This is a genomic window from Rhodanobacter sp. MP7CTX1 (assembly GCF_014205795.1).
Lineage (GTDB): Bacteria > Pseudomonadota > Gammaproteobacteria > Xanthomonadales > Rhodanobacteraceae > Rhodanobacter.
In genome coordinates this window covers 134,667-157,593 of sequence record NZ_JACHCN010000003.1, presented here as the reverse complement: position 1 = coordinate 157,593, position 22,927 = coordinate 134,667, and the positions used below count along the sequence as shown (strand labels likewise).

At 63.1% G+C, this 22,927-nt stretch carries 20 protein-coding genes, 3 tRNA genes and 1 other RNA gene; 4 read left to right on the top strand and 20 right to left on the bottom strand.

All coding sequences use genetic code 11. The annotated features are described in order from the left end of the window. Positions 1-9 precede the first annotated feature (9 nt). From HDE77_RS05535 to HDE77_RS05505, 7 genes are all read right to left on the bottom strand, one after another. Positions 10-333, bottom strand: a complete 324-nt coding sequence (locus tag HDE77_RS05535; RefSeq protein WP_184416164.1) for a YbaB/EbfC family nucleoid-associated protein — start codon at positions 331-333, stop codon at positions 10-12. Beyond that, positions 330-2,045 carry a DNA polymerase III subunit gamma/tau gene (dnaX, locus tag HDE77_RS05530; protein WP_184416163.1) on the bottom strand — a complete coding sequence of 572 codons (1,716 nt, stop codon included), beginning with the start codon at positions 2,043-2,045 and terminating at the stop codon, positions 330-332. Before dnaX ends, HDE77_RS05535 begins: the two co-directional genes overlap by 4 nt. Before the next feature lie 137 nt (positions 2,046-2,182). Then, positions 2,183-2,279: signal recognition particle sRNA small type (gene ffs, locus HDE77_RS05525), an RNA gene on the bottom strand. Positions 2,280-2,348: 69 nt separating this feature from the next. Beyond that, positions 2,349-2,438: transfer RNA gene (locus tag HDE77_RS05520), tRNA-Ser, on the bottom strand. 71 nt (positions 2,439-2,509) lie between these two features. Then, positions 2,510-2,634 (bottom strand) — tRNA-Ser (locus HDE77_RS05515). Between the two features lie 94 nt (positions 2,635-2,728). After that, a complete protein-coding gene (locus tag HDE77_RS05510; RefSeq protein WP_184416162.1) occupies positions 2,729-3,487 on the bottom strand; it encodes an MBL fold metallo-hydrolase in 759 nt (252 codons plus the stop codon). Next, positions 3,484-4,209 carry a 3-deoxy-D-manno-octulosonic acid kinase gene (locus HDE77_RS05505; protein ID WP_184416161.1) on the bottom strand — a complete coding sequence of 242 codons (726 nt, stop codon included), beginning with the start codon at positions 4,207-4,209 and terminating at the stop codon, positions 3,484-3,486. The genes HDE77_RS05510 and HDE77_RS05505 overlap by 4 nt, the downstream gene beginning before the upstream one ends. 64 nt (positions 4,210-4,273) lie before the next feature. Here HDE77_RS05505 and HDE77_RS05500 point away from each other — a divergent pair, with 64 nt between their 5' ends. Further along, positions 4,274-5,314 carry a glycosyltransferase family 9 protein gene (locus HDE77_RS05500; RefSeq protein ID WP_184416160.1) on the top strand — a complete coding sequence of 347 codons (1,041 nt, stop codon included), beginning with the start codon at positions 4,274-4,276 and terminating at the stop codon, positions 5,312-5,314. 111 nt (positions 5,315-5,425) lie between these two features. On the opposite strand, the gene HDE77_RS05495 is transcribed toward HDE77_RS05500, so the two are convergent. The 3 genes from HDE77_RS05495 to hisS form a co-directional block, all read right to left on the bottom strand. Then, positions 5,426-5,824 carry a DUF6165 family protein gene (locus HDE77_RS05495; protein WP_184416159.1) on the bottom strand — a complete coding sequence of 133 codons (399 nt, stop codon included), beginning with the start codon at positions 5,822-5,824 and terminating at the stop codon, positions 5,426-5,428. 30 nt (positions 5,825-5,854) lie between these two features. Further along, the gene (locus HDE77_RS05490) at positions 5,855-7,762 is read right to left on the bottom strand and encodes an aromatic amino acid ammonia-lyase (protein WP_184416158.1); all 1,908 of its coding nucleotides are present in this window, start codon (positions 7,760-7,762) and stop codon (positions 5,855-5,857) included. A 150-nt stretch (positions 7,763-7,912) separates the two neighbouring features. Further along, a complete protein-coding gene (gene hisS / locus HDE77_RS05485; protein ID WP_184416157.1) occupies positions 7,913-9,286 on the bottom strand; it encodes a histidine--tRNA ligase in 1,374 nt (457 codons plus the stop codon). 165 nt (positions 9,287-9,451) lie between these two features. On the opposite strand from hisS, the gene HDE77_RS05480 reads away from it, so the two are divergent. Next, positions 9,452-9,528, top strand: a tRNA-Pro gene (locus HDE77_RS05480). A gap of 110 nt (positions 9,529-9,638) precedes the next feature. On the opposite strand, the gene HDE77_RS05475 is transcribed toward HDE77_RS05480, so the two are convergent. The 8 genes from HDE77_RS05475 to HDE77_RS05440 form a co-directional block, all read right to left on the bottom strand. Then, entirely contained in the window at positions 9,639-10,460 is an 822-nt protein-coding gene (locus HDE77_RS05475) for a ferritin-like domain-containing protein (protein WP_184416156.1), read from the bottom strand. A gap of 111 nt (positions 10,461-10,571) precedes the next feature. Beyond that, positions 10,572-12,047, bottom strand: coding sequence for an amidophosphoribosyltransferase (gene purF / locus HDE77_RS05470; protein ID WP_184416155.1), 1,476 nt, complete (start codon positions 12,045-12,047; stop codon positions 10,572-10,574). A gap of 61 nt (positions 12,048-12,108) precedes the next feature. Continuing rightward, positions 12,109-12,729: a CvpA family protein gene (locus HDE77_RS05465; RefSeq protein WP_184416154.1), complete on the bottom strand. Its 621-nt coding sequence runs from the start codon at positions 12,727-12,729 to the stop codon at positions 12,109-12,111. 73 nt (positions 12,730-12,802) lie between these two features. Then, complete coding sequence (locus tag HDE77_RS05460; protein ID WP_184416153.1) at positions 12,803-13,837, bottom strand: SPOR domain-containing protein; 1,035 nt, start codon at positions 13,835-13,837, stop codon at positions 12,803-12,805. 100 nt (positions 13,838-13,937) lie between these two features. Then, the gene (folC, locus tag HDE77_RS05455; protein ID WP_184416152.1) at positions 13,938-15,233 is read right to left on the bottom strand and encodes a bifunctional tetrahydrofolate synthase/dihydrofolate synthase; all 1,296 of its coding nucleotides are present in this window, start codon (positions 15,231-15,233) and stop codon (positions 13,938-13,940) included. A gap of 118 nt (positions 15,234-15,351) precedes the next feature. Continuing rightward, positions 15,352-15,516 carry a hypothetical protein gene (locus HDE77_RS05450; protein WP_184416151.1) on the bottom strand — a complete coding sequence of 55 codons (165 nt, stop codon included), beginning with the start codon at positions 15,514-15,516 and terminating at the stop codon, positions 15,352-15,354. Positions 15,517-15,612: 96 nt separating this feature from the next. Beyond that, on the bottom strand, positions 15,613-17,934 hold the full coding sequence (locus tag HDE77_RS05445) for a heavy metal translocating P-type ATPase (RefSeq protein WP_255482568.1): 2,322 nt from the start codon (positions 17,932-17,934) through the stop codon (positions 15,613-15,615). A 95-nt stretch (positions 17,935-18,029) separates the two neighbouring features. Continuing rightward, positions 18,030-18,455, bottom strand: a complete 426-nt coding sequence (locus HDE77_RS05440) for a heavy metal-responsive transcriptional regulator (RefSeq protein ID WP_184416351.1) — start codon at positions 18,453-18,455, stop codon at positions 18,030-18,032. 482 nt (positions 18,456-18,937) lie between these two features. Here HDE77_RS05440 and HDE77_RS20420 point away from each other — a divergent pair, with 482 nt between their 5' ends. Further along, positions 18,938-19,831, top strand: a complete 894-nt coding sequence (locus HDE77_RS20420; RefSeq protein WP_255482559.1) for a transglycosylase SLT domain-containing protein — start codon at positions 18,938-18,940, stop codon at positions 19,829-19,831. A 28-nt stretch (positions 19,832-19,859) separates the two neighbouring features. Here HDE77_RS20420 and HDE77_RS05430 read toward each other — a convergent pair whose 3' ends face one another. Both HDE77_RS05430 and HDE77_RS05425 read right to left on the bottom strand, forming a co-directional pair. Then, positions 19,860-20,309 carry a DUF2501 domain-containing protein gene (locus HDE77_RS05430; protein WP_221444135.1) on the bottom strand — a complete coding sequence of 150 codons (450 nt, stop codon included), beginning with the start codon at positions 20,307-20,309 and terminating at the stop codon, positions 19,860-19,862. A gap of 68 nt (positions 20,310-20,377) precedes the next feature. Then, positions 20,378-21,913, bottom strand: a complete 1,536-nt coding sequence (locus HDE77_RS05425; protein WP_184416148.1) for an MDR family MFS transporter — start codon at positions 21,911-21,913, stop codon at positions 20,378-20,380. Positions 21,914-22,009: 96 nt separating this feature from the next. On the opposite strand from HDE77_RS05425, the gene HDE77_RS05420 reads away from it, so the two are divergent. Further along, on the top strand, positions 22,010-22,732 hold the full coding sequence (locus HDE77_RS05420; RefSeq protein WP_184416147.1) for a TetR/AcrR family transcriptional regulator: 723 nt from the start codon (positions 22,010-22,012) through the stop codon (positions 22,730-22,732). Positions 22,733-22,927: the final 195 nt, after the last annotated feature.

The window sequence follows — 22,927 nt, the reverse complement described above, 5'->3', positions numbered from 1 at the left end:
AGTGTGCCGTCAAAACGGCATCTTGAAGCCGGCCGGCAGGTTCATCCCGGCGGTGACGCCGCCAAGCTTGTTCTTGCTGTGCTCGGCAACCTTGTTCACGGCATCGTTGATCGCGGCGGCGACCAGATCCTCGGCCATCTCCGGGTCGTCGGCAAACGTCTGCCGGTCGATCTGCACCCGACGCACCTCATGCGCGCCGGTCATCACCACGCTGACCAGACCACCACCGGCGCTGCCGGTGACCTCCAGCTTGGCGATCTCTTCCTGCGCACGCTTCATGTCTTCCTGCATGCGCTGGGCCTGCTGCATCAGCTGACCGATTTGTCCTCTCATGACACTGCTCCAGGTTCATTGCCAAAGGGTTTGATGGATTGCGGCACCACGCGTGCGCCAAATTCTCGCTTCAGCGACTGCACCAGCGGGTCGCCTTCGATCGACAGCTCGGCAGCGGACTGCGCCGCATCGCGCGCCTGTGCCGCACGGGCTGCCGGGGTTTCCGGTACCGAGCCCTGACTGTGGCCGACAAAACGCAAGCGGATGCGCTCACCCAGCGCGTTCCCGATGCGCTCTTCCATCTGGCTGACCATCGGCTCGACCGCCAGGCTCATATGTGCCGGCTGCAGCGCGAGCACCAGGGTCTGGCCCTCGCGTCCGCGCAGCACGGCATTCTGTGCCAGCAGTCCAAACGGGCCGCGCAAACCCGCCCGTTCGATCAATGCTTCCCAATTCGGCAGGCCGTCGGCATCCCGCGCCACGGGAACCGGTGGTGTTGGGGCTGCGGCGGGAGGCGCCGCCGATGGTGTCGGCTCGCTGCGCGGGGGCGACGATGCGGCGAAGCTGGTCGGGCGCTCCGCGACGGCAGCAGGACGGGCCGGCGCCGAGGCCACGTGACGTGGCGACGCGGGTGGCGATGCCGGACTGCTCGCGACCGGACGCTCAGGCCGCGCAGGCGAACCATCGCCCGGCCGGAACGCCAACATGCGCAGCAACGCCATTTCAAAACCGGTGCGCGCATCTGGCGCCAGCGCCAGATCACGCCGGCCCGAGGTGGCAATCTGGTAGTACAGCTGCACGTCTTCCGGCGTCATCCGTCCGGCCAGGGCAACCAGGGCGCCGTCATCGTCGCTGCCTTCGTCCGGTTGGTAGCCGGGTATCAACTGAATCAACTGCAGCCGGTGCAGCACGCTGGCCAGATCGTCCAGCACGCCACCAAAATCCGGTGAATACGAGGCAATTTGCGTGCACTCCGCCAACATGCGTTCGCCATCGCCGGCCGCCAGCGCATCCAGTACGCCCAGCACCTGCCCGCGTGCCACGCTGCCGAGCATGGTGCGCACGTCGTCGGCATGCAGCGCGCCACCGCCGTAGGCAATCGCCTGGTCAAGCAGCGACAGGCCATCGCGCAGCGAACCGTCGGCCGCGCGCGCCAGTTCGCCGATCGCGCTGTCTTCGTAAGCGATGTTTTCCGCCGCCAGGATGTGCCGCATCTGGCCGGAGATCTGCTCCGGCAACAGCCGCTTCAAATTGAATTTCAGGCAGCGCGACAGCACCGTGACCGGCAGCTTCTGCGGATCGGTGGTGGCCAGCAGAAACTTCACATGCGGCGGCGGCTCTTCCAGCGTCTTGAGCAACGCGTTGAACGCGTTCTTGGACAACATGTGCACCTCATCGACCAGGTACACCTTGAAGCGGCCGCGTGAGGGCGCGTACTGCGCGTTCTCGATCACCTCGCGCACGTCATCCACGCCGGTATTGCTGGCGGCGTCGATTTCCAGCAGGTCGACAAAGCGGCCTTCGTCCACCGCCGTGCACACCGAGCACTCGCCGCACGGATCAGACGACTGTCCGCGCTCGCAGTTCAGCGACTTGGCGAAAATGCGCGCAATCGTGGTCTTGCCCACACCACGCGTGCCGGTGAACAGGTAGGCGTGATGCATGCGGCCAGTCTCAAGCGCATTGGTGAGCGCACGAACGACATGCTCCTGCCCAACCAGCTCGGCGAATTTGCGCGGCCGCCACTTGCGTGCGAGTACCTGATAAGACATGCCTGACTACCTTGGGGCGAAGGGTGATTGTGCCAAGTCAGGGGCGGCAAGTCAGTAACATAAAGCCGCGTGACCCGCAGGCATAGTGACGGTTGTCTGTCGCATCAACTGCGAGGCAACCGCCGAAAAGGCGGCGGCCCCGCCAGCCACACCCCGGCACCCGAATCATTCGCTACCGTTGCTTCCTTCCGGACCTGGCGGAGTTTGCGAACTATCGTCGCGGGGGGACCGACGGGGCCACCATAGACGTGGGCTGTTGAGCCCTGAAACTGACGGGCTAGACCCGCTTGGAACCTTGCAAGTTGGCGGAGAGAGCGGGATTCGAACCCGCGATACGTATTACCGTATACACACTTTCCAGGCGTGCTCCTTCAACCACTCGGACACCTCTCCACTTGCAACAAACAACAACACGGACGGCTGGATGCGGGATTGTTCGGCTCATCCTGAGCCTCACCCCTCGCTGGCGCGAGGGGCCAGCCTGCGGCTGTCCAAATTTGTTCCAGACAAATTTGTCGAACCCGCGATACGTATTACCGTATACACACTTTCCAGGCGTGCTCCTTCAACCACTCGGACACCTCTCCGCATGGGTGAAACCGCCTCTGCTGGTCAAGCAACTCCAGCAAAGAAGCGGAAGGATAGCGTCAGGCTCCGATACAGGCAAGCGAGCATGCACTGATTCAACCGGCATCCGGCCGTGGCGCTCCCGGTTCAGGCAGCGCCACGCGCCCATCGGTCTCAGCGATGCGATAGCCGCGGGCGGCCAGGGCCGCGCCATCAGCAGCACTTCCGTAGTGGTACAGCAGCAATCGCGAACGCAGTGACTGGTCATATTCGCGCTCGATATCGTCGATGCCGGTATGCGATGGATTACCCATCAGGCTGCAATCGTGGGCGATCAGCTCCTGCCCGCCGGCGTACTGACCGAGTATTTCGGGAATCGGCCGGGTATCGCCGGTGTAGGCGAAGCAGCCCGCCAACGCGATGCCGTACGACGTACCAGGCACGTGGTGGCGCGTGGCGACCACGTCGAACCACAGCCCGTCCAGCCAGAAGCCCCGCGTGCACGGAAGCAGCCGAAACGCTTCCCAATAGTTGACGCCGCCTTCGGCCAGCGCGCCGGGATAGTCGGCCACACGCATCTGCAGCCACGGCAGTAGCGCGGCATGCACGAAGAACTTGGTGGTGCCGCGCAGGCGTTCGTCGAACCACAGTTTGAAGAACAACCGCTCCAGCCCAGCTACGTGATCCATGTGGGTATGCGTGATGAACACAGCGCGCGGCGGCGCACCGTAGGCGGCCATGTAGCGATCGAGCGTGTCCGGCCCGCAATCGATCAGCAACAGGGGTTCGCCATCGCGCTCCAGCACCACGGCCGAGGAACCAAGCTCCACGGCGTGCGCCGCTCCGACGCCAAGAAAATGCAGATGCCAGTTCATGCGTCCAATGTACGCCCGTAGCGATAAAGGAGGGGCTGCCAGATATTCTGCTCGAATACGGCTTCACCTTGCGCCGCGGCACCCAGCTTCAACAGCGAGCGGCGAAGTCGTCGCAGGTTCGCCAGCTGCCATGCTCGCGCCGGCGGCCGTAACTGACCACGGTCAAAGTCGATCAGATAGAGCTGGCCCGTTGTCACCAACACATTGTGCGCATTCAGGTCGGCATGCCAGATACCCGCGCGATGAAAGCGCGCCACCAGTGCACCGACTTCTTCGGCCAACTCACCGTCAAGCCGCCCTGCCGCCAGACACTCGGCGAGCGTCGGAGCATCTTCGATGAAGCGCGTAATCAGATCCGCGGTGTAGAACAGGCCATGCCGGCAGTAGCGCGCGGCCACTATCGACGGCCCCGGCAGTCCGAGCCGTGCGATCGTACCGAGCAGGCGGAACTCCGCGAAACCACGGCTGCGATCCGCACCGGTCCATAGATAGCGATCGCCCATAAGTCTGGCCACCAGGCCGCCGCGATGGTAATGCCGCAATACACACTCGCCGGCCGGGCTGCTGATGATCGCCACGCCACCGCGACCGCCTGATTGCATGCGCAAGGCATCTCGTCCGCGCCAGTAATCCGGTGCAAACCAGTCATGATCGACTTGTGGCGACACGGTGGCGTCGAACAGAATCGCACCCGCTGCGTCTTTGTGTGCTCGTTCCTGCATCATCCCGCCCAATGGTGCCGGACTGTCGTCACCGTCCACTCCCTGAAGATTCTAACCCAAGCCCATGACCGCACCCGCCTCGATCTGCCTGCTGCGAACTTCCGCCATCGGCGATGTCACCCACGTGGTACCGCTGCTACGGACTTTTCAGCAGGCGTGGCCGGCCACCTCACTGACGTGGATCATCGGCAAGCTTGAACGCAAACTGGTCGGTGACCTGCCCGGCGTGGAATTCGTCACGTTCGACAAGGCGGCTGGCTGGGCTGGCATGCGTGCCGTGCATTCCGTGGTGCGCGGACGCAGGTTCGATGCGTTGCTGCAGATGCAGGTCGCGCTGCGCTCGAATCTGTTGAGCCTGGGCATCAAGGCCGATCGACGCGTGGGTTACGACCACGCACGCTCGAAAGATCTGCATGGCCTGGTCATTAACGAGCGCATACCGGCGCGCACCGGCGAACATGTGCTGGATGCGATCGGCAGTTTCTGCGAGCCGCTCGGCCTCAGGCAGACGCAGGTGCGCTGGGACATCCCGATCCCCGATGAGGCGCATGCCTGGGCTGCTGAACAGCTATCCGGCGACACACCGACCCTGCTGGTCAGCCCCACATCCAGCCACGCACTGCGCAACTGGCACCCGGAACGCTATGCCGCCGTGATCGATCACGCCACTGTCCGCGGCTGGCGCGTGGCGTTGGTCGGTGGTCCTTCGTCGGGCGAACGCGCCATGGCCGACGCCGTGCTGGCCGCATGCAAATGCGCGCCGCTCGACCTTACCGGCAAGGACACCCTGAAACGACTGCTGGCCATGCTCAGCCGCGCTCAACTATTGCTGGCGCCCGATTCGGGCCCGATGCACATGGCCAACGCCGTCGGCACCCGGGTGCTGGGCCTGCATGCAGCAAGCAATCCAGACCGCTCCGGCCCTTACTCCGACCGCCGCTGGTGCGTGAACAAGTATGACGAGGCCGCACGCAAATACCTGGGCAAGCCGGCCAGCGAGCTGGCGTGGGGCAGCAAGATCGAGCGCCCCGGCGTAATGGACCTGATCAGCGTCGATGAGGTGATCGAACGCTATGAAGCGGCCGCACAGGACCTCGGCCTGTAGGAGCGAAGATTTTGTGGGAGCGACTTCAGTCGCGATGCTCTTGATCTCGTCGAGCGAAAAGCATCGCGACTGAAGTCGCTCCCACAGAAAAGCCACAGAGAAGCGGAAGCGTTAGACCGCGCGGTAATCCTGGTACGACTTTTCTTCAATCAGCTGCGAGCCGAGCTTGAGGTTGATCTCGCGCTTGAATGCCGCGCGTTCGTCGTTTCGAAAATACACCGCACGCGCCAGTTCGATGAATTCCTGATCGAACTGCTGTGCGCGTTCCTTCAGCCGAATCTTGTCTTCGATATCCCACAGCGTTTCGTTCACCGTCAGCAGACGCTGGCGTTCGTCGGCGATGTCGGTGTGCGAGGCTGCGTCGTTGGCCCAGGTCGCGTTGAGCAGGTCCAGCTCGTTGCGCACATTGGCCAGCTTGGCGTCATCGGTGATGCGACGAGACTTGATTTCGAGGATGGTGATCTTGTCGATCAATTCACCGTACGACACGGGCGTTTCAATCAGGCTCATGGTCTGGGTTCCAATGAAAGGGATAGGGGTTCAGGCCGTGCGCGGCTGACGAAACGCATCCTGCTGCACCAGCGTGCAGACGGTTTGCACCTCGCCATCCATCGCGCGATCACGATGCATGAAGCTGATGTGCTGGCGCAGGATTACATGCGCGTCGCGCACGGCGGCACCCGCATGGAAATCGCCGGCGCTGGCCAGCGCAGCGGTGAGTTGCTTCACTTCGGCAACGAACTGGGCGTAATGCGCGTGATCCTCGCGTGGTGCGTTCGAGATCTTCGCCGCGAGCGCCTGCCAGCCGCCACGATTGGCGAGCCGGCGCGCGGCATTCAACATGGCCTGACGGAAGTCCAGTGCCTGCGCGGCGGTATACAGCTCAAGAGCCAGCACATGCCCGAGGTCTTCGGTCATCTCCAACACATGACGCGCCTCGTTCGCACCCATCGACACATGATCTTCGGCATTCGCACTCGTCGGCACCGAATACACGCTGGCCGGATGCGCCCGTGTAGCAAGGTCGTTGACCAGCGCGGCGGCGGTGTACTGCACGATCATGAAACCGGAATCAGTGCCGTCCTCATTGCCGGTGAGAAACGCCGGAAGGCCGTCATTGGTAGCCGCGTCGACCAGCTTGTTCAAGCGCCGCTCGGAGATCGAGGCGAGTACCGGAATCGCGGCCTTCACGTAGCTCATTGCCAGCGCGAGCGGCATGCCGTGGAAGTGGCCGGCGGAGATCACCTGATCCTCGATGAATAGCGCATCTTCCGCATCCGGGAAGATCAGCGGATTGTCGGTAACCGAATTCAATTCGATGTCGATCACCCGGCACGCTTGCGCCCATGCATCGCGCACCGCGCCGTGAACCTGTGGCATGCAGCGCAGGCTGTAGGCATCCTGTGGCTGATGTTTCTTGCCGCCCTTGAATGGCAGGAAGCGGCTGTAGAAAGCTTCCCTACCGTGCCGCTGATTCGCCGGCACCCAATCCCAGCCGATGTCGAAACTGAGCGCCTGAGCTTCGGGCTCGCTCCACGCTTCGACGCTCCACGGTTTGAAGCGCGGAACCAGGTGATAGGGAATGTCGATCAGGGTCGAACCTGCCAACAGTTCACGAACCTGCGCTGCGGTTTCCACCTGTCCAGGATGTGGACGCAACGCGTGGACCTCGGGGCGCAACGCACCACTACGGCCGGCAAACGCATCCAGTGTCATCGCAGCGGCCAGGTCGGCGTTATCCAGCAGCCGCTCCAATACATCCAGCGCCAACGCGGCGGTCGCGAGCATCTGCGCGGTGCCGTTGTTGAGCGCGAGGCCTTCTTTGAACGACAGGCGGATCGCGGTCAGACCGGCACGCTTGAGCGCCTCGGCACCCGACATGCGCTCGCCCTGATAGAACGCTTCGCCACCACCAAGCAGCACGATCGCCAGATGCGACAGCGGCGCCAAGTCACCGCTGGCGCCTACCGAGCCTTTTTCCGGCACGACCGGAACAACGCCAGCGTTGAGCATCGCCGTGAGCGCTTCGAGCGTGCTCACCCGGATACCGGAATGGCCGCGCATCAGCGTATTGATGCGGATCAACAGCATCGCCCGCACCACGTCTTCGCCGAACGGCTTGCCCACGCACACGGCGTGCGTGGTGATCAGGTTGTGCTGCAATTCCTCCAGCAACGTGCCTTCGGGTTTGTGTGCCCGACTGTCCGGCAACTCGTCACGCAATCGATGGGCGCCGAGCAGCTTGTCGGCATTGCTGCCGAAACCGGTCGTAACGCCATAGGTCGGCTCGCCGCAACTGACTTTATCGGCGAGAAAATCCGCCGCGCGCTGCACGCGCTTGAGCCCTGCGGGGTCCAGCGAAACCTTGTTGCTGTTTCGCGCCACCGCCACCAGCTGGGCGCGGGTGAGGCTGTTGCCGTCGAGAACGATGGTGTCGGATTTGCTCACTGCTGCCTCGTTGAAATGTCTATATCGTTGGATACCGCGCGTAGGTTGGGGTAAGCGGAGCGAAGCCCAACAGTTACCTCAAGCATCCGGCAAAGCGTTGACACTGCTGTTGCGAAGCCACCCTCTCTTCTCGGGAGGGTGGAGGCAAACTCAGCCCATCGCCGCTGCTTGCTCCAGCTCCACTCGCAAGGTCTTGATCAATTCGGTACGCGCCACCTCGAACTGGTCTCCGCGACGCAAGTCCTTCACCGTCACGACGCCCTTGGCGATCTCGTCCTCACCCAGCACGATCACGAAGCGGACACCTGCGCGATCGGCATACTTGAATTGCTTGGCGAGCTTGCCACCGTCCAGCACCACCTCGGTGGCGATGCCGGCACCGCGCAGCTCGCTGGCCAGCGCGAGGTACGCGGGCAATTGCGCCGCATCCATCTGCGTCACCAGCACGTCGACCGTGCTCTTCGCGGTGCCGACCAAACCGGCGTCGCGCAGTTGCCAGTACAGACGAGTGAGACCGATCGAAATGCCGACCCCGGGCAACTGCGACTTGGTGTACTGGCTGGCCAGATTCTCATAGCGGCCGCCGGAACAGATCGAACCGATCTCCGGGTGATCGTTCAACGTCGCCTCATACACCGTGCCGGTGTAGTAGTCGAGGCCGCGAGCGATCGACAGATTCAGTACGTAGTGCGAATCCGGCACGCCGAACGCGTGGATCAGGCCGAACACTTCCTTCAGCTCGGCACGGCCCTGCTCCATCGCTTCCGGGCCGGCGCCCAATGCGTCGAGCTTGTCGTACGCGTCCTGCAGCGAAGTTGAACGCACTCGCACGACAGCGAGGATCTTCTCAGCCACCTCGGCACTCAAGCCAAACGTCGCGCCCGTGAGCGTGTCGCGCACATAGTCGGCGCCGCGCTTGTCCAGCTTGTCCACCTCGCGCAGCACCATGGTCTGCTGCTCGCCGTCAACAATGCCCAGACTTTCGAAATAGCCGCGCATCAGCTTGCGGTTGTTGATCTGGATGGTGAACGCACCGATGTTCAGCTCGCGGAACACGCTGTAGATCACCGCCGGAATCTCGGCGTCGTAGCGCACCGACAGTGAGTCCTTGCCGATCACGTCGATGTCGCACTGATAGAACTCGCGGAAACGACCGCGCTGGGCGCGCTCGCCGCGATACACCTTCTGCATCTGGTAACGACGGAACGGGAAGCTGAGATCGTACTCATGCTCAGCCACATAGCGCGCCAGCGGCACCGTGAGATCGAAGCGAAGCGCGAGCTCGGGCATGCCCTCTTTCTCGAGCGCACCGGTCGATTGCACGAAATACACCTGGCGCTCGGTCTCGCCGCCGGTCTTGGTCAGCAGGATGTCGGAGTATTCGATCACCGGCGTCTCCACCGGCAGGAAGCCGAAGAGTTCGTAATTACGGCGGATCACGTCGAGCATGCGCTGGAACGCGATCTGGTCGAGCGGCAACAGCTCGAGCACGCCGGGCATGGTACGGGCCGGGGTAAGCGCCATGAAATCCTCTGCTAACGATGGGGAGAACACGCCTCACGGCTGACCGCGTGACGGCAGCCGTAAAGATTAGCAGAAGGCCGGGCCGCTTCCTCGCCGTTTTAGTCGATCATTGCATCCCGCCTGTTGCCAAGCCTTCACGCTACGATTAAGATACGCGGCTTCCCACGGGGTGTAGCTCAGCCTGGTAGAGCGCTACGTTCGGGACGTAGAAGTCGCAGGTTCGAATCCTGTCTCCCCGACCAAAATTCGATGAAGAAGCCGGCCTCGCGCCGGCTTTTTCATGTCTGCGGAACCCGTTATGGGAGCGGCTTCAGCCGCGATGCTCTCGAAGCCGCCGCAACCAAGGCCACTCCTAGAGCGCAGCGCGGCTCTCCATCGCCATCGTGGTCAACCGGTCGAGTTCTTCCTCGACAAACCCTGCTTCACGGCGGGCTGGCAGGTTGAACGGACCGCGCAGGCTGACGCCCATGTAATCACGCAGCAGGTCGAAGAAGGTGGCGACGGGCTCGAGCCCGTCGCGCTGGCAGCAATCGTGATACCAGCGGGTGCCGGCGGCGACGTGGGCGACTTCCTCGCGCAGGATCACTTCGAGAATTGCTACCGTGCGGGTGTCGCCAAGATGGCGCAGGCGATCGATCATGCCTGGAGTGACGTCGAGTCCGCGCGCTTCCAGCACCCGCGGCACCAACGCCATGCGGGCGGTGTCGTGGCTGGCGGTTTTTTCCGCCATTTGCCACAGGCCGTCATGCGCATCAAAGTCGCCATAGGCGTGACCGAGTTCGGCCAAGCGCTTGGAAAGCATGGCAAAGTGCCGCGCCTCGTCGTTCGCGCAACTGGCCCAGTCGCGGTAGTACGCATCGGGCTTGCCGCGAAAGCGATATACCGCATCCCACGCCAGGTTGATCGCGTTGAATTCGATATGCGCCACCGCGTGCACCAGGGCGGCGCGGCCTTCCTCGCTGCCGAGTCCGCGCTGGGGAACTTGGCGCGCGTTGACCAGCCGTGGCCTGACGGGACGTCCGGGTGCGGCGATCGGTTCGGGTGGTGGTGAGGTGGGGTCGGCGCGCAGCTCGCCCGCCTGCAGGGCTTGCCAGGTTGCGTGGCTCAGTTGCAGTTTCTCGGCGGGATCGGTGGCGTCGAGGCAGCGTTTGGCGGCGGCGTGGAGGTCGTTCATTGATGAGAGATGAGGGGCGAGTAGCGAAGGGCGAAGGGCGAAGGGCAACTTGCCTCACCTGGACGAAGACTCCAGGTGGCGCCCTCGCTACTCGCCCCTCGCCCTGCTCCGTTACACCGCGCGGCGTGCCGCCTTGGCGTCATCCGAGCGCAGCATCTGGATCTGTTCCAGATAGCGCTGGTCGAGGCCGGTGACGTATTCGCCGGAGAAGCACGAAGTGTCGAAGTGCTTCAGCTTTTCGTTGCCATCCTGCACCGCGCGGATCAGGTCTTCGAGATCCTGGTAGATCAGCCAGTCAGCACCGAGCATCTTTTCCACTTCATGCTCGGAACGGCCAGCAGCGACCAGCTCCGAAGTCGACGGCATGTCGATGCCGTAGACGTTCGGATAGCGCACCGGCGGCGCGGCTGAGGCAAAGTAGACGTTCTTGGCGCCCGCATCGCGTGCCATCTGGATGATCTGCTTCGAGGTGGTGCCGCGCACGATCGAGTCGTCGACCAGCAGCACGTTCTTGTTGCGGAACTCCAGATCGATCGCATTGAGCTTGCGACGCACCGATTTCACCCGCTCACCCTGCCCCGGCATGATGAACGTGCGGCCGATATAGCGATTCTTGACGAAGCCCTCGCGGAACGGCACGCCGAGTGCGCCAGCCAGCGCGCTGGCCGCAGTACGCGCGGTATCGGGGATGGGAATCACCGCATCGATATGATGCTCGGGGCGTTCGCGCAGGATTTTTTCGGCGAGCTTTTCACCCATGCGCAGGCGCGCCTTGTAGACCGAGACGTCCTCGATCATCGAGTCGGGGCGCGCCAGGTAGACGTATTCGAAAATGCACGGCGAGTGCACCGCGCCCTCGGCGCAGCGGCGGCTGTGCAGCTGGCCGTCATCGGTGATGATCACCGCCTCGCCCGGCGCTATGTCACGCACGCGCTTGAAGCCAAGCACGTCGAACGCAACCGACTCGGATGCCACCGCGTACTCGCGACCTTCCGCGGTGACGCGCTCACCCAGCACCAGCGGGCGGATGCCATGCGGATCGCGGAACGCGACCAGCCCATAGCCCAGCACCAGCGCGACGCAGGCATAGCCGCCGCGCGCACGCGCGTGCACGCCGGCGACCGCCTTGAAGATATGGTCTGGGGTCAACGCCATCCGGTCCTGGATCTGCAGCTCGTGCGCCAACACGTTGAGCAACACTTCGGAATCCGAATCGGTGTTGATGTGGCGGCGGTCGTCCTGGAACATCTCGCGGCGCAGCGATTCGGTGTTCACCAGGTTGCCGTTGTGCGCAAACGCAATGCCGTAGGGCGAGTTGACGTAGAACGGCTGCGCCTCGGCCGAACCTTCGGAGCCGGCCGTGGGATAGCGGCAGTGGCCGATGCCGATGCGTCCGCGCAGACCGCTCATCGCGGCCTGGCCGAACACGTCACGCACCAGCCCGTTGCCCTTGTGCAGGCGCAGCCGCGAGCCATCCACCGTCGCGATGCCGGCCGCGTCCTGGCCACGATGCTGCAGCACCGTCAGCCCGTCATAGAGCGCTGATGCCACCTCGGTGGTACCGACAATGCCGATGATTCCGCACATGATTTGTTGCCTGCTTCAGTAAAGTCGTGTTTCAGAAAGTCGCGCTTCGGAAAGTCCTGTTTCAGAAGCTCGCGGGATGACGGGTCGCACTTGTTGCAGCCGCCGGTGAGACGGTGCTTGCCGAGGTGGACGGCGCGGCCGATATGGGGGCATGTGTCGCGGGCGGCAAGCTCGGAAGGTGATCGAGTACCTCACCTGGATGGATATGCTCACGAATATCGGCGGGCACGCGCTGTTCCAGCCATGAGGCCACACGCTGGAACTGCGGCAGCAACACCGACTCTTTCCACCACGGATCGCGGGTGAATGCGGTAAAGCCGACCAGAAACACCAGCAGCGCGACCAGCAGTACGCCGCGAAGGAAACCGAACACTGTGCCGAGCAGACGATCGGTGCCGGACAGGCCGGTGCTGTCGACCAGTCGGCCAATCGCGAAGCGCAACAGTGCACCAAGAATAAGTACGGCCACGAAGCACAGGCCATAACCGACAATGATACGTACCGACGGCAGCTTGATCATCGGGTCGAAATGCGCGGCCACCGTCGGGCCGAAGGTCCATGCCACCCAGAACGCGACGATCCAGATCGCCAGCGCCAGCACCTCGGAAATCAGCCCCCGCCACAGCCCGATCAGGACCGACAGGGCAATAATGCCGATGATGATGTAGTCGGTCCAATTCATCCGTTCACCCACTTGATCCGCGCTACCGATGCAGAAGGTCCACACCGGCTTGTAGGCATTGAGACGTGCATGCTCATGGCATCGGAACGATGTTGCCGTCGATGCTTAGTTTGGACTTGATCTGATCACGAACGCGTACTGCATCGTCACGCTGCGTCTGTGGGCCTGCGCGCACACGCCACAATTGCTTGCCGCCGGACTGGACGGTATCCACGAAGCCATCGAAACCGTTGGCGCGCAATTTGTCGCGCAGTGCATTGGCGTCGCCCTGGCTGCTCATCGCCGCCAGCTGCACCGCCCAACCGCCTGCCCGGGCAACTGTCGCTGGCGCGGGCTGGCTGGCAGACGTGCTGGCGCTTTCATGACTGGTGTCCTGCTCAAGCCGCGCCGGCACGCCGGGAATCGACTGGATGATCTTCAGACGGGCGGCCTCGGCCGCGGTACGTGTCGCAAACGGCCCGGCGATCACCAACGTCCGCTGCTGGCCAGCCTGGGTGAGCGGATGGCTGCTCACCGGATAGCCGAGGGCCCGCACGCGATGTTCCAGACTCGCGGCACCCGCGGCATTGGCATACGCACTGAGGTTGAGTCTGTAGCTGCCCTGCCCGACGGCCGCATCTGAGACCGGGACGGCCGTGGTGGCCGCAGCTACCGGCGGCGGCTTGACCGCGGACGCGCTCGCTGACGGCTTGGTCTGCATTGGAATCACCGGCTGGGTCGACGATGCGCCCGAACCGGTTGTGACCGTCGTCGGCACCGGGGCCTTGCCAGCTTCAGGATCGGTTTCCACGTCGCGCGGACGATTCGACCCAATGTTGACCGTCGCCAGCTGGTTGCCTGGTGCGGGCGCGACGGCAGTTACAGCGGGATGGCCGGTCGACGCAGCCGCTGCCGCAGTCGGGGTCGACGCATTATTCGGCGTGCCGACGGCCGCATCCGGCGTCAGGTTCATGGTCTTGGTTTGCAGGTCGCGATCCGGTGCCGGGGGAATCGCCAGGCTCACCGACTGATCACCACCGGGTGCCGGTGGCTTGCTGGAAAAGAACATCGGTACAAACAGAACCACCAAGGCAAACAGGATGGCGGCACCCAGCAGGCGTGTTTTCAAGACTTCGCTCCAAGGCGGCAAACGCGACATGTACCGGCGTGATTATACCTGCCTGGGTCAAACGCCATGCCAAACCGGCCATTCAGCTCAGTCGATGGGTTCAGATGCCCCGTTCGGCGACGACCGCGCTGGCCACGAAAAACGAGCCGAACGCCAGGATGCGCTCGCCCGGCCTTGCCGCGACCTGTGCCGCCGCCAGTGCACTGGCCACGTCGACATGCGCATCGAACGAAGCCTGCGGCAGGGTCTGCTGAAGTATTGCTGCGAGTTCTGTCACCGGGAGACCGCGCGGAGTTGCCTGTTCCAGCCCGGCCAGATGCCAGTGGTCGATCCGATGGCCGAGAGCACTGATTACCCCGGCCACGTCCTTGTCGGCCAGCGCACCGTAGACCGCGTGCACGTGGCCGGCAGGCTGCGCATCCAGCCATTCGGCCAATGCGCGCGCGGCCTGCGGGTTGTGGCCTACATCCACGATCAATGCCGGATCACCGCCGAGCGATTGCAGTCGCGCCGGTACCCGGACGGTCTTCAGACCCGCAGTGACCGCCGCGTAGAAATCCTTCGGCGTCATCGATGCGTCGCCGACAAACAATGCACGCAGCGCCGCAATCGCCGCCGCCGCATTGGCGAACTGCACCGGCGCCGCCAGTGCGGGATCGGGAAGCTCCATCGCACTGCCATCGCGGTGCCACCAGTACCAGCCGCCGACATGACGTTCGATGTGAAAATCGATCCCGGCGCGCTCGACCTGCGCAGCGCGTGCCGCCAACGCATCGAGCAACCCGGCGGGTGGATCGATCTCGCCGACGATCACTGGCCGGCCGGCGCGTGCGATGCCGGCTTTCTCGCGTCCGATGCTGTCGCGATCCGGACCAAGCCAGTCCATGTGATCCAGGTCGACCGTGGTGACGATCGCGACATCGGCATCAATGATGTTCACTGCGTCCAGCCGACCGCCCAGCCCAACTTCCAGTATCGCCACGTCCAGCCCGGCGCGGGCAAACAGATCCAGTGCAGCCAGAGTGCCGAACTCGAAATAGGTCAATGAAACGGCATCGCCCTGCCCAGCGCCACGTGCCGCCTCGATCCGTTCGAACGAGGCGACCAACGCAGCATCGTCGGCATTCGCGCCATCGATGCGCACCCGCTCGTTGTAGTCCAGCAAATGCGGCGAGGTGAAACTACCTACCCGCAACCCCGCTGCCGCCAGCATCGCTTCAAGCAAGGCCACGGTGGAGCCCTTGCCATTGGTGCCACCGACCGTAATCACACTGGGTGCCGGCGGCGGCGCGCCCATCCGCCGCCATACCTCACGCACGCGATCGAGGCCCAGCTCGACGCTGTGCGGATTGACGTGTTCCTGATATGCCAGCCATTCGGCGAGAGTGCGGGCCATGCGATAACTTTGTGCTGTGTGTGGAGCGGCGTCCGGCGACCCAGGTCATCGCACCGCGGACGAACAGACACAAAGCTTAAAGCATTGCCTCGATCAATCGGATGAAGGCGGCAAGCCTTCAACCAAACGGATGCAGGCCGCTGGCGCGCAACGCCCAGTACATACCGAATGCCGTCCAGAACATCTTCTTCAGCGCCTTGCCGGCCAGCAAGGCCACCAGCAGGCCAAGCAGCAACGGCATGTGCCTTTCGAGCGTGCTACGGGTGTCGTTGACGACGTTCATGTGTGCTCTCCCCCACCGTGATGGTGTGGAAGGGATGATCCGCAGATGGCCAAGCTGGCGGCAGGATCAAGCGTCAGTCATCGCCAGTGACAGCCGTCATGAGGATGCATGGCTCTGCCGCAGCCGCAACGCATTGCTCACCACCGACACCGACGACAGGCTCATCGCCAGTGCCGCAATCATCGGTGACAGCGTGATGCCGAACCATGGATACAGCACGCCGGCGGCCAGCGGCACACCGACCGCGTTGTAAATGAAGGCGAAAAACAGGTTCTGCCTGATATTCCGTACCGTTGCCTGCGACAACGTGCGGGCCCGCACGATCGCACCCAGATCACTTTTCACCAGCGTGATTTGCGCGCTCCCGATGGCCACATCGGTACCGCTGCCCATGGCGATGCCGATGTCGGCTGCCGCCAGCGCCGGCGCGTCGTTGATGCCGTCACCGACCATCGCCACGCGGCGACCTTCGGAACGCAGCGCGTTCACCACGGCAGCCTTGTCCGCCGGCGAAACATCGGCATGGACGGTGTCGATGCCCAGTTCGCGCGCCACCACGTGCGCCGTGGTGGCGTTGTCGCCAGTCAGCATCACGATGTGCAGGCCGGTTGCCCGCAAAGCTTTGATCGCCGCTGGTGTATCAGGCTTGATGGGGTCGGCCACCGCCAGAATCGCGGCAAGCGCGCCATCGATGCCGAGAAACATCACTGTTGCCCCATGACCGCGCAGATCTTCGGCACGAGCGATCGCATCGTTGCCGATAGGGATATGGAGTTCGCCCATCAACCGGGCATTGCCCAGCGAAACCTCGCGCCCATCAACGCGAGCGCAGACACCGCGACCGGTCAACGCACGGAAATCCGTCGCTGCCAGTATCGCCACGCCTTGCGCTTCCGCAGCGACGACGATGGCACGCGCAAGCGGATGCTCACTCGGCCTTTCCAGCGCCGCAGCAAAGGCCAGCACGCGTTCGCGCGAGTGTCCGTCGAAACTCACCAGCTCAGTCAACGTCGGTTTGCCCGCGGTCAGCGTGCCCGTCTTGTCCAGCACCAGCGTATCGATATCACGCAATGTCTCGATCGCGGCGGCGTCCCGAAACAGCACGCCGCTGTGTGCGCCGCGACCACTGGCCACCATGATCGAGATCGGCGTAGCCAACCCCAACGCGCAGGGACAGGCGATGATCAGCACCGACACGGCAGCGATCAGCGCGTGTGCAAACTGCGGCGACGGCCCCAGCCACGCCCACAATGCAAACGCGAGCAACGCGACGATCACCACCACCGGCACGAACCACACCGCCACCCGATCGGCAACGCGCTGCAACGGGGCCTTGCTGCGCTGCGCCTGCGCCACCAACGCCACGATCTGCGCCAGCATGGTTTGCGCGCCCACCCTTTGCGCGCGCATGGTCAGCCCGCCGTCCTGGTTCTGCGTGCCACCGGTGACCAGGTCACCTTTCGTTTTCATCACCGGCATCGGCTCGCCAGTGAGCATTGATTCATCGATGTAGCTTTCGCCTTTCAGTACCGCGCCATCCACCGGCACCTTCTCGCCGGGACGCACGCGCAACACGTCACCGACAAGCACCTCATCCAGCGGCACATCGGTCTCGCTATCATCGGCGGCGATCCGTCGCGCGGTTTTCGGTACCAACCCCAGCAACGATTTCAGTGCCTCGCCGGTACGCCGGCGTGCGCGCAACTCCAGGAAATCGCCCAGGGTGACCAGGGTGACGATGACCGCCGCCGATTCAAAATACACACCGACCCGACCGTGCATGTCACGAAAACCCGGCGGGAAAATGCCCGGCAGCAAAAATGCCACGGCGCTGTACGCCCATGCCACGCCGGTGCCCAACGCGATCAGCGTGTACATGTTGGGGTACCAGGGGTGCAGTGAGCGCCAGCCGCGCGCGAAGAACGGTGCGCCGCCCCACAGCACCACGACGGTCGCCAGTACGGCTTCGATCCATCCCGCCGCAAGACTCAAGGGCGCGGCCAACTGCCAGCCGAACAGATGCGGTCCCATCGCCAACGCAAACACCGGTACGGTGAGCGCTGCCAGCAGCCAGAAGCGTCGAGTCATCGCCGACAACTCGTCACTGTCATCGTGGTCAGCGCTCGGCAGGATCGGTTCCAGCGCCATGCCGCATTTGGGACAATGGCCGGGGCCAACCTGCTGCACTTCCGGATGCATCGGACAGGTGTAGATAGCGCCGGGTACCACGGGTTCGGCCACACGCTCGCTCAGGTAGCGCGCCGGTTCGGCGATGAATTTCCCCCGACATCCGCTGGCGCAGAAGTAGTACGTCTTTCCCGCATGTTCAACGCGATGATTTGCGGTTTGAGGATCCACCGTCATGCCACAGACCGGATCCTTCACGACGGGTGCGCCATGCCCATCGTGCGGCGGCATTTGCGCGTGGTCATGCATGGCTGATGTGCCGGCAGGCGGGGTTTCGCTGCAGCAGCTTCCGTGGGACTTCTTCGTGGTCGGTACTTGCTCGCCGCTCATGGCAGCGGCTCCACGTCGACCAGCGCACGCAGGATCGGGCAGTGCTCCGGCGCGCCATGGCCCGGACAGGCATCGATCAGTTGCTCCAGCCCGTCGCGCACGCGCTGCAATTCGGCGATGCGCATCTCGATCGCCGCCAGCCGTTGCTGTGCGCGCTGCTTCACCGCCTTCACCCCACGCTGGCGATCGGCCGACAGCGCCAGCAAATCGCGAATCTCCTCCAGCGTGAAGCCCAGCAACTTGGCGCGACGGATGAAATTCAGCTGCGCGATGGCGCTCTCGTCGTAACTGCGATAGCCCGAGGCGCGCCGGACCGGCTCCGGCAACAGTCCTTCGCGCTCGTAATAGCGGATGGTGTCGATCGCCACGCCGACGCGCTTGGCGACGGCACCGATGGTCAATGAGGGGTTCTGTGTGGTCATGCGTCCAAGTCTAGAGCCTTGATCCAGATCCAGAGTCAAGGGCATGCACGACCGTGGCTCCTACCCCAGGCGCGGCCCACCCAAGCAAAACCTTGCACCGGGATCTACACTTGGGGTCTGTGAAACCGGCAATAGTCCAATCTATGAACGATCGCCAGCCACGGAATACACCCCCTCGTGTTAGCTCGAGCGAGTCGTTGACGGCACTTCATACCGGTTCGACAACCGCCCCGCGCAAGTCGCGGCGCGACCCCCGGCGCGTATACCTGATGGCACCTGCCAGCTGGAAATCTGCTCGATCGGCTGTGCATCCCGAGGCGATGGACTGGTCGACGGTAGTCGCGGCTCCCACGCAATGGGTGGGTAAATGCTCGCTGCCTACCCCCTCTCCGACCGTTGCCCTTCCCAGCAGGCGCCTGGGTGCGCTTCGGCTCTCCGCGGCATCCCGTGTTGATGGCTTGCGTGCGACTACGCTCGCCGCCTTGAGTCAGCTGAACCTGGCGACGGCTCGCCCCACGGCTCTGGCGGCGCAATGGCTTACGTGGGAGCAGCCGAATCGGCGACGCGCGGTCACTGCGGTCTCTGTCTGCGCAGTATTCGGCGCCGCGGCGGTCCTGCTGGGAATGGGTGTAGCGCATTCCCAGCCGAAGCCGGCAAATTTTGGTGTCCCGGCTGCCCCGGTGGTATGGCAACAGCCCGTCGAGAGCTTTCCGAAGCCAGTGATCGTGCCCGCGCCGAGTGCTGAGGTCGTCGCATCGGCTCCGATAGAGCCAAGTTCATCTGCCGATGCACCCGTCGAAACGAGCACCCCCAGCACGCTGCTGTCCGATGTCAGCACGATGGACCTGATGATGCCGATCGCCGAGCCGGATCTGGACATCGCATCGCAACAGAGTCTGTGGGCACAGGTGGGCAAGGAGTCGGGCGTCGATCCACTGCTTCTCTACAGCGTCGCGCTGGTTGAATCACGATCGCTGCTACCCGGTGGAGAGGTTGCGCCGACGCCCTGGTTGTTCAGGGTCAACGATCACCTGATTCTCGGCGAACGCCATCATGTGCAGATCGAGATGGCTGTTGCGAGCCAGCTTGGGTCCGTCGTCCAGGACGTCGGCATCATGCAGGTGTATTACCCGATGCACCGGGATGCCGTTCGAGATCCGCTGACCCTGCTCGACCCGAGAACCAACATCTCCGTTGCAGCGAAGATCCTGCGCGACGGCATGCACGAGACGCATGATCCCGTACTGGGAGTCGGCTACTACCACAGCCACACACCGGACCTGGCCAGGAACTACGGCGAGGCCGTGATGACCGTCTATCAGCGGCTTAAAACCATCTACCGCCCTGGACGAGCCACTCGGGTCGTTGCACGCTAGTTCCTGCGACTGAACGCGCCACGTCCGATCACATTCCCTGCCCCAGGTAGGACTTGCCCTGTTTCAACACGGTGTCGCAGACCTTCGTGGTGATCTTCGACTTCATGTCGCTCGAGCCGCCGCCGACGCTGGACAGGTCCATGCTCTTGCCGTTGCCGGCCTGCAGGATGCCGTTGGCACCGCTCTTGTAGTCCCCGCCACTGGTGGCCGCCGGATTGGACGCACCGCCCATTTTTCCCAGCAGCTGGTTCTGGATACCCGACGCGCCCGACGCACCGCCGAGGTAGTTGTTCTTGACGCAATATTGCAAGAGTCCCGCCACGTTGCCCATGCTGCCTGAGGTCATGGAGCTGACCGGAACCATGGCGCCGAGCTTGCCGCCTAGCGCGCCCATGTCCTGCGCGCCAGTTGCGCCACAGGCAAGGCTCAGGGCGATGACTGCACAGGTTGTTCCCAAGCCGCCGATGCGATTCTTCATGAGCGTCCCTCCGTCTGGTCCGCGCATTCAACACCCACGCTTGTTACGGTTGCGTCAGGGCATCCGATTCACTTCTTTCTCAGCGGCACATCTTCAAGCAGCCACGCCAGCACGAATGCCATCACGATGACGCATGCGGCAATCAGATAGACCATGTGCAACGCCCCGCCAAAAGCCTGCAGATAGTCATCGCGCAGTTCGGGCGGGAGCTGATGAACGGTTTTCGGTCCCAGCGAATGGGGCAATTCGGTACCTGGCGGGATGATCGCCGCAAGCCTTGCATGCAGTCCGTTGGTAAATATCGCACCGAAGGCGGCAACACCGATCGAGCCGCCGATCGAGCGAAACAGCGTTACGCCGGATGTCGCCACGCCCATGTGCTTGAAGTGCACGCTGTTCTGCACAGCGAGGATGAGCACCTGCATCACCATGCCCAATCCAAGCCCGAGCAGAGTGACGTATACATACATGATTTCGACCGGCGTCGAGTTCTGCACCGTACCCATCAGCAGCATGGCGACACCGGCGAGCAACGTGCCCGCAATCGGGAAAAAGCGGTATTTCCCGATCTTGCTGATGATACGGCCACTGACAATCGAACTGACAACGAGGCCGCCCATCAGCGGCAGCAACTGGATGCCGGCTTGCGAAGGCGTCGAGCCCTTGACCACTTGTAGATAGAGCGGAAGGAAGGTCACCGAACCAAACAACGACATGCCGATAACGAACCCGATCAGGCAGCACAGCAGAAACGTTCGTTGCCGGAAAAGCCCGAGCGGAATAATCGGCTCAGCCGCGATGCTCTCTTCGTAGACGAAGCCAACGACCGATATCAGGCCGAAGACGAGGGTGAACCATAGTTGCGATGACGACCACGGAAGGATCGTGCCGCCCTGACTCGTAAACAGGATGATGCAGGTCAGCGCCATCGCGAGGTACCCGGCACCCAGGTAGTCGATCTTGTGCTTCACGTGCGCAACGTGCGGCCGGAAGACCGCCCCGATCACCATCAACGCAGCCACACCCAACGGCAGGTTGATGTAAAAAATCCAGCGCCACGAAAAATGTTCGACGAGAAAGCCGCCGATGAGTGGGCCGATCACCGTCGCAAGCCCGTATATGCCACCGAACATGCCTTGATAGCGGCCACGCTCCGCCGGTGGAATGACATCGCCGACCGCCGCCATGGTCACCACCAGCAATCCTCCGCCACCCAGGCCCTGCAACGCGCGCATCAGGATGAGCTGCGTCATGTCTTGCGCCAGCCCGCACAGGATCGATCCGAGCAGGAAGATGACGATCGCCGCCTGCAGCACGATCTTCCGGCCAAAAAGGTCGCCGAATTTTCCATAAAGCGGCACGACGATGGTCGATGCCAGCAGGTAGGCGGTAACCACCCACGACAAGCTCTCAAGGCCACCCAGCTCACCGACGATCGTCGGCAACGCCGTGGACACGATTGTCTGGTCGAGCGCCGCCAACAGCATCACCAGCATCAAGGCCGAAAACAGCAGACGCACCGGTGGGTGCTCCTGTGTTCGGGCATGCGATGCGTCGGGAGCCAGGTTGATGGCCTCGACGTCTGCGGAAGAATCAGCATTCATGGGTGGAGTTCACGTGTTTGGTCGATCTTGAAATTAATTAATTGATTGATTAATATATACGCTGATACTCCGCCCGGTCAATGACCCAGGTTGAAGATGGCGTCGCGAAACTCGGACAAGCCTGCAGCACGCGAGCCCAACGCTGCAAAGAAGCGAGGCTCCGCGCCACGCCGCCCCGGACGGCCAACGGGCGGCGCTGGCGGCATCGATCAACGCAGCCGGCTACTCGACATCGCACTGACGCTGTTCGCACGACAAGGCATTGCCGATACAACACTTGCGGCTATTGCGCGCGAGGCAGGCGTGACGCCGGCGATGGTGCACTACTACTTCAAGACGCGTGATCAGTTGCTCGATCTGCTAATTGAAGAACGCTTCCTCCCCGTCAGGGTGTCCGTCGAAAGCGTATTCAAGGCCCATGCGGACGATCCAGTTGCCGCCATCACGCAGCTGGTGCAGCGGTTCATGGACATTGCCGCCGAACATCCCTGGTTCGCACCGCTGTGGATCCGCGAAGTGATCAGCGAGAATGGCTTGCTCAAGCAGCAGATTCGAAAACGCCTGGGCGACGCGAACCAACATTCCATGCTTGAATCCATCGCGCGCTGGCAGACCGAAGGACGGCTGAATGCAGACCTCGAACCATCACTGGTGTTTCTGTCGTTGCTCGGCCTGACGATCTTGCCGCTGACGGCAGCCAGGACATGGCGCAAAGATCCGGTGCTGGGCCAACTCGGCGCGAAGGAAATCACCCGGCATGCGCTCGCCTTGCTTGGGTATGGCATCGGCCCGCAGAGGCCGACAAGCAAGAAGCACTGATGTACCCTCAGTCACGCGGGCGATGCAAGCTGAGTAATGGCCATGCCGGTCGAACCGGCGTCGACAAAACCCTTAGTGTCCAAGTGCGACGAGCACGACAAAGCGATGGGGAACGCCATGGGGAAGAGTCCATATATGGATGCTCCAAAGGACGGATTTGATCCGGACGGGTTACCGCTCCCTGCAGCACACGGG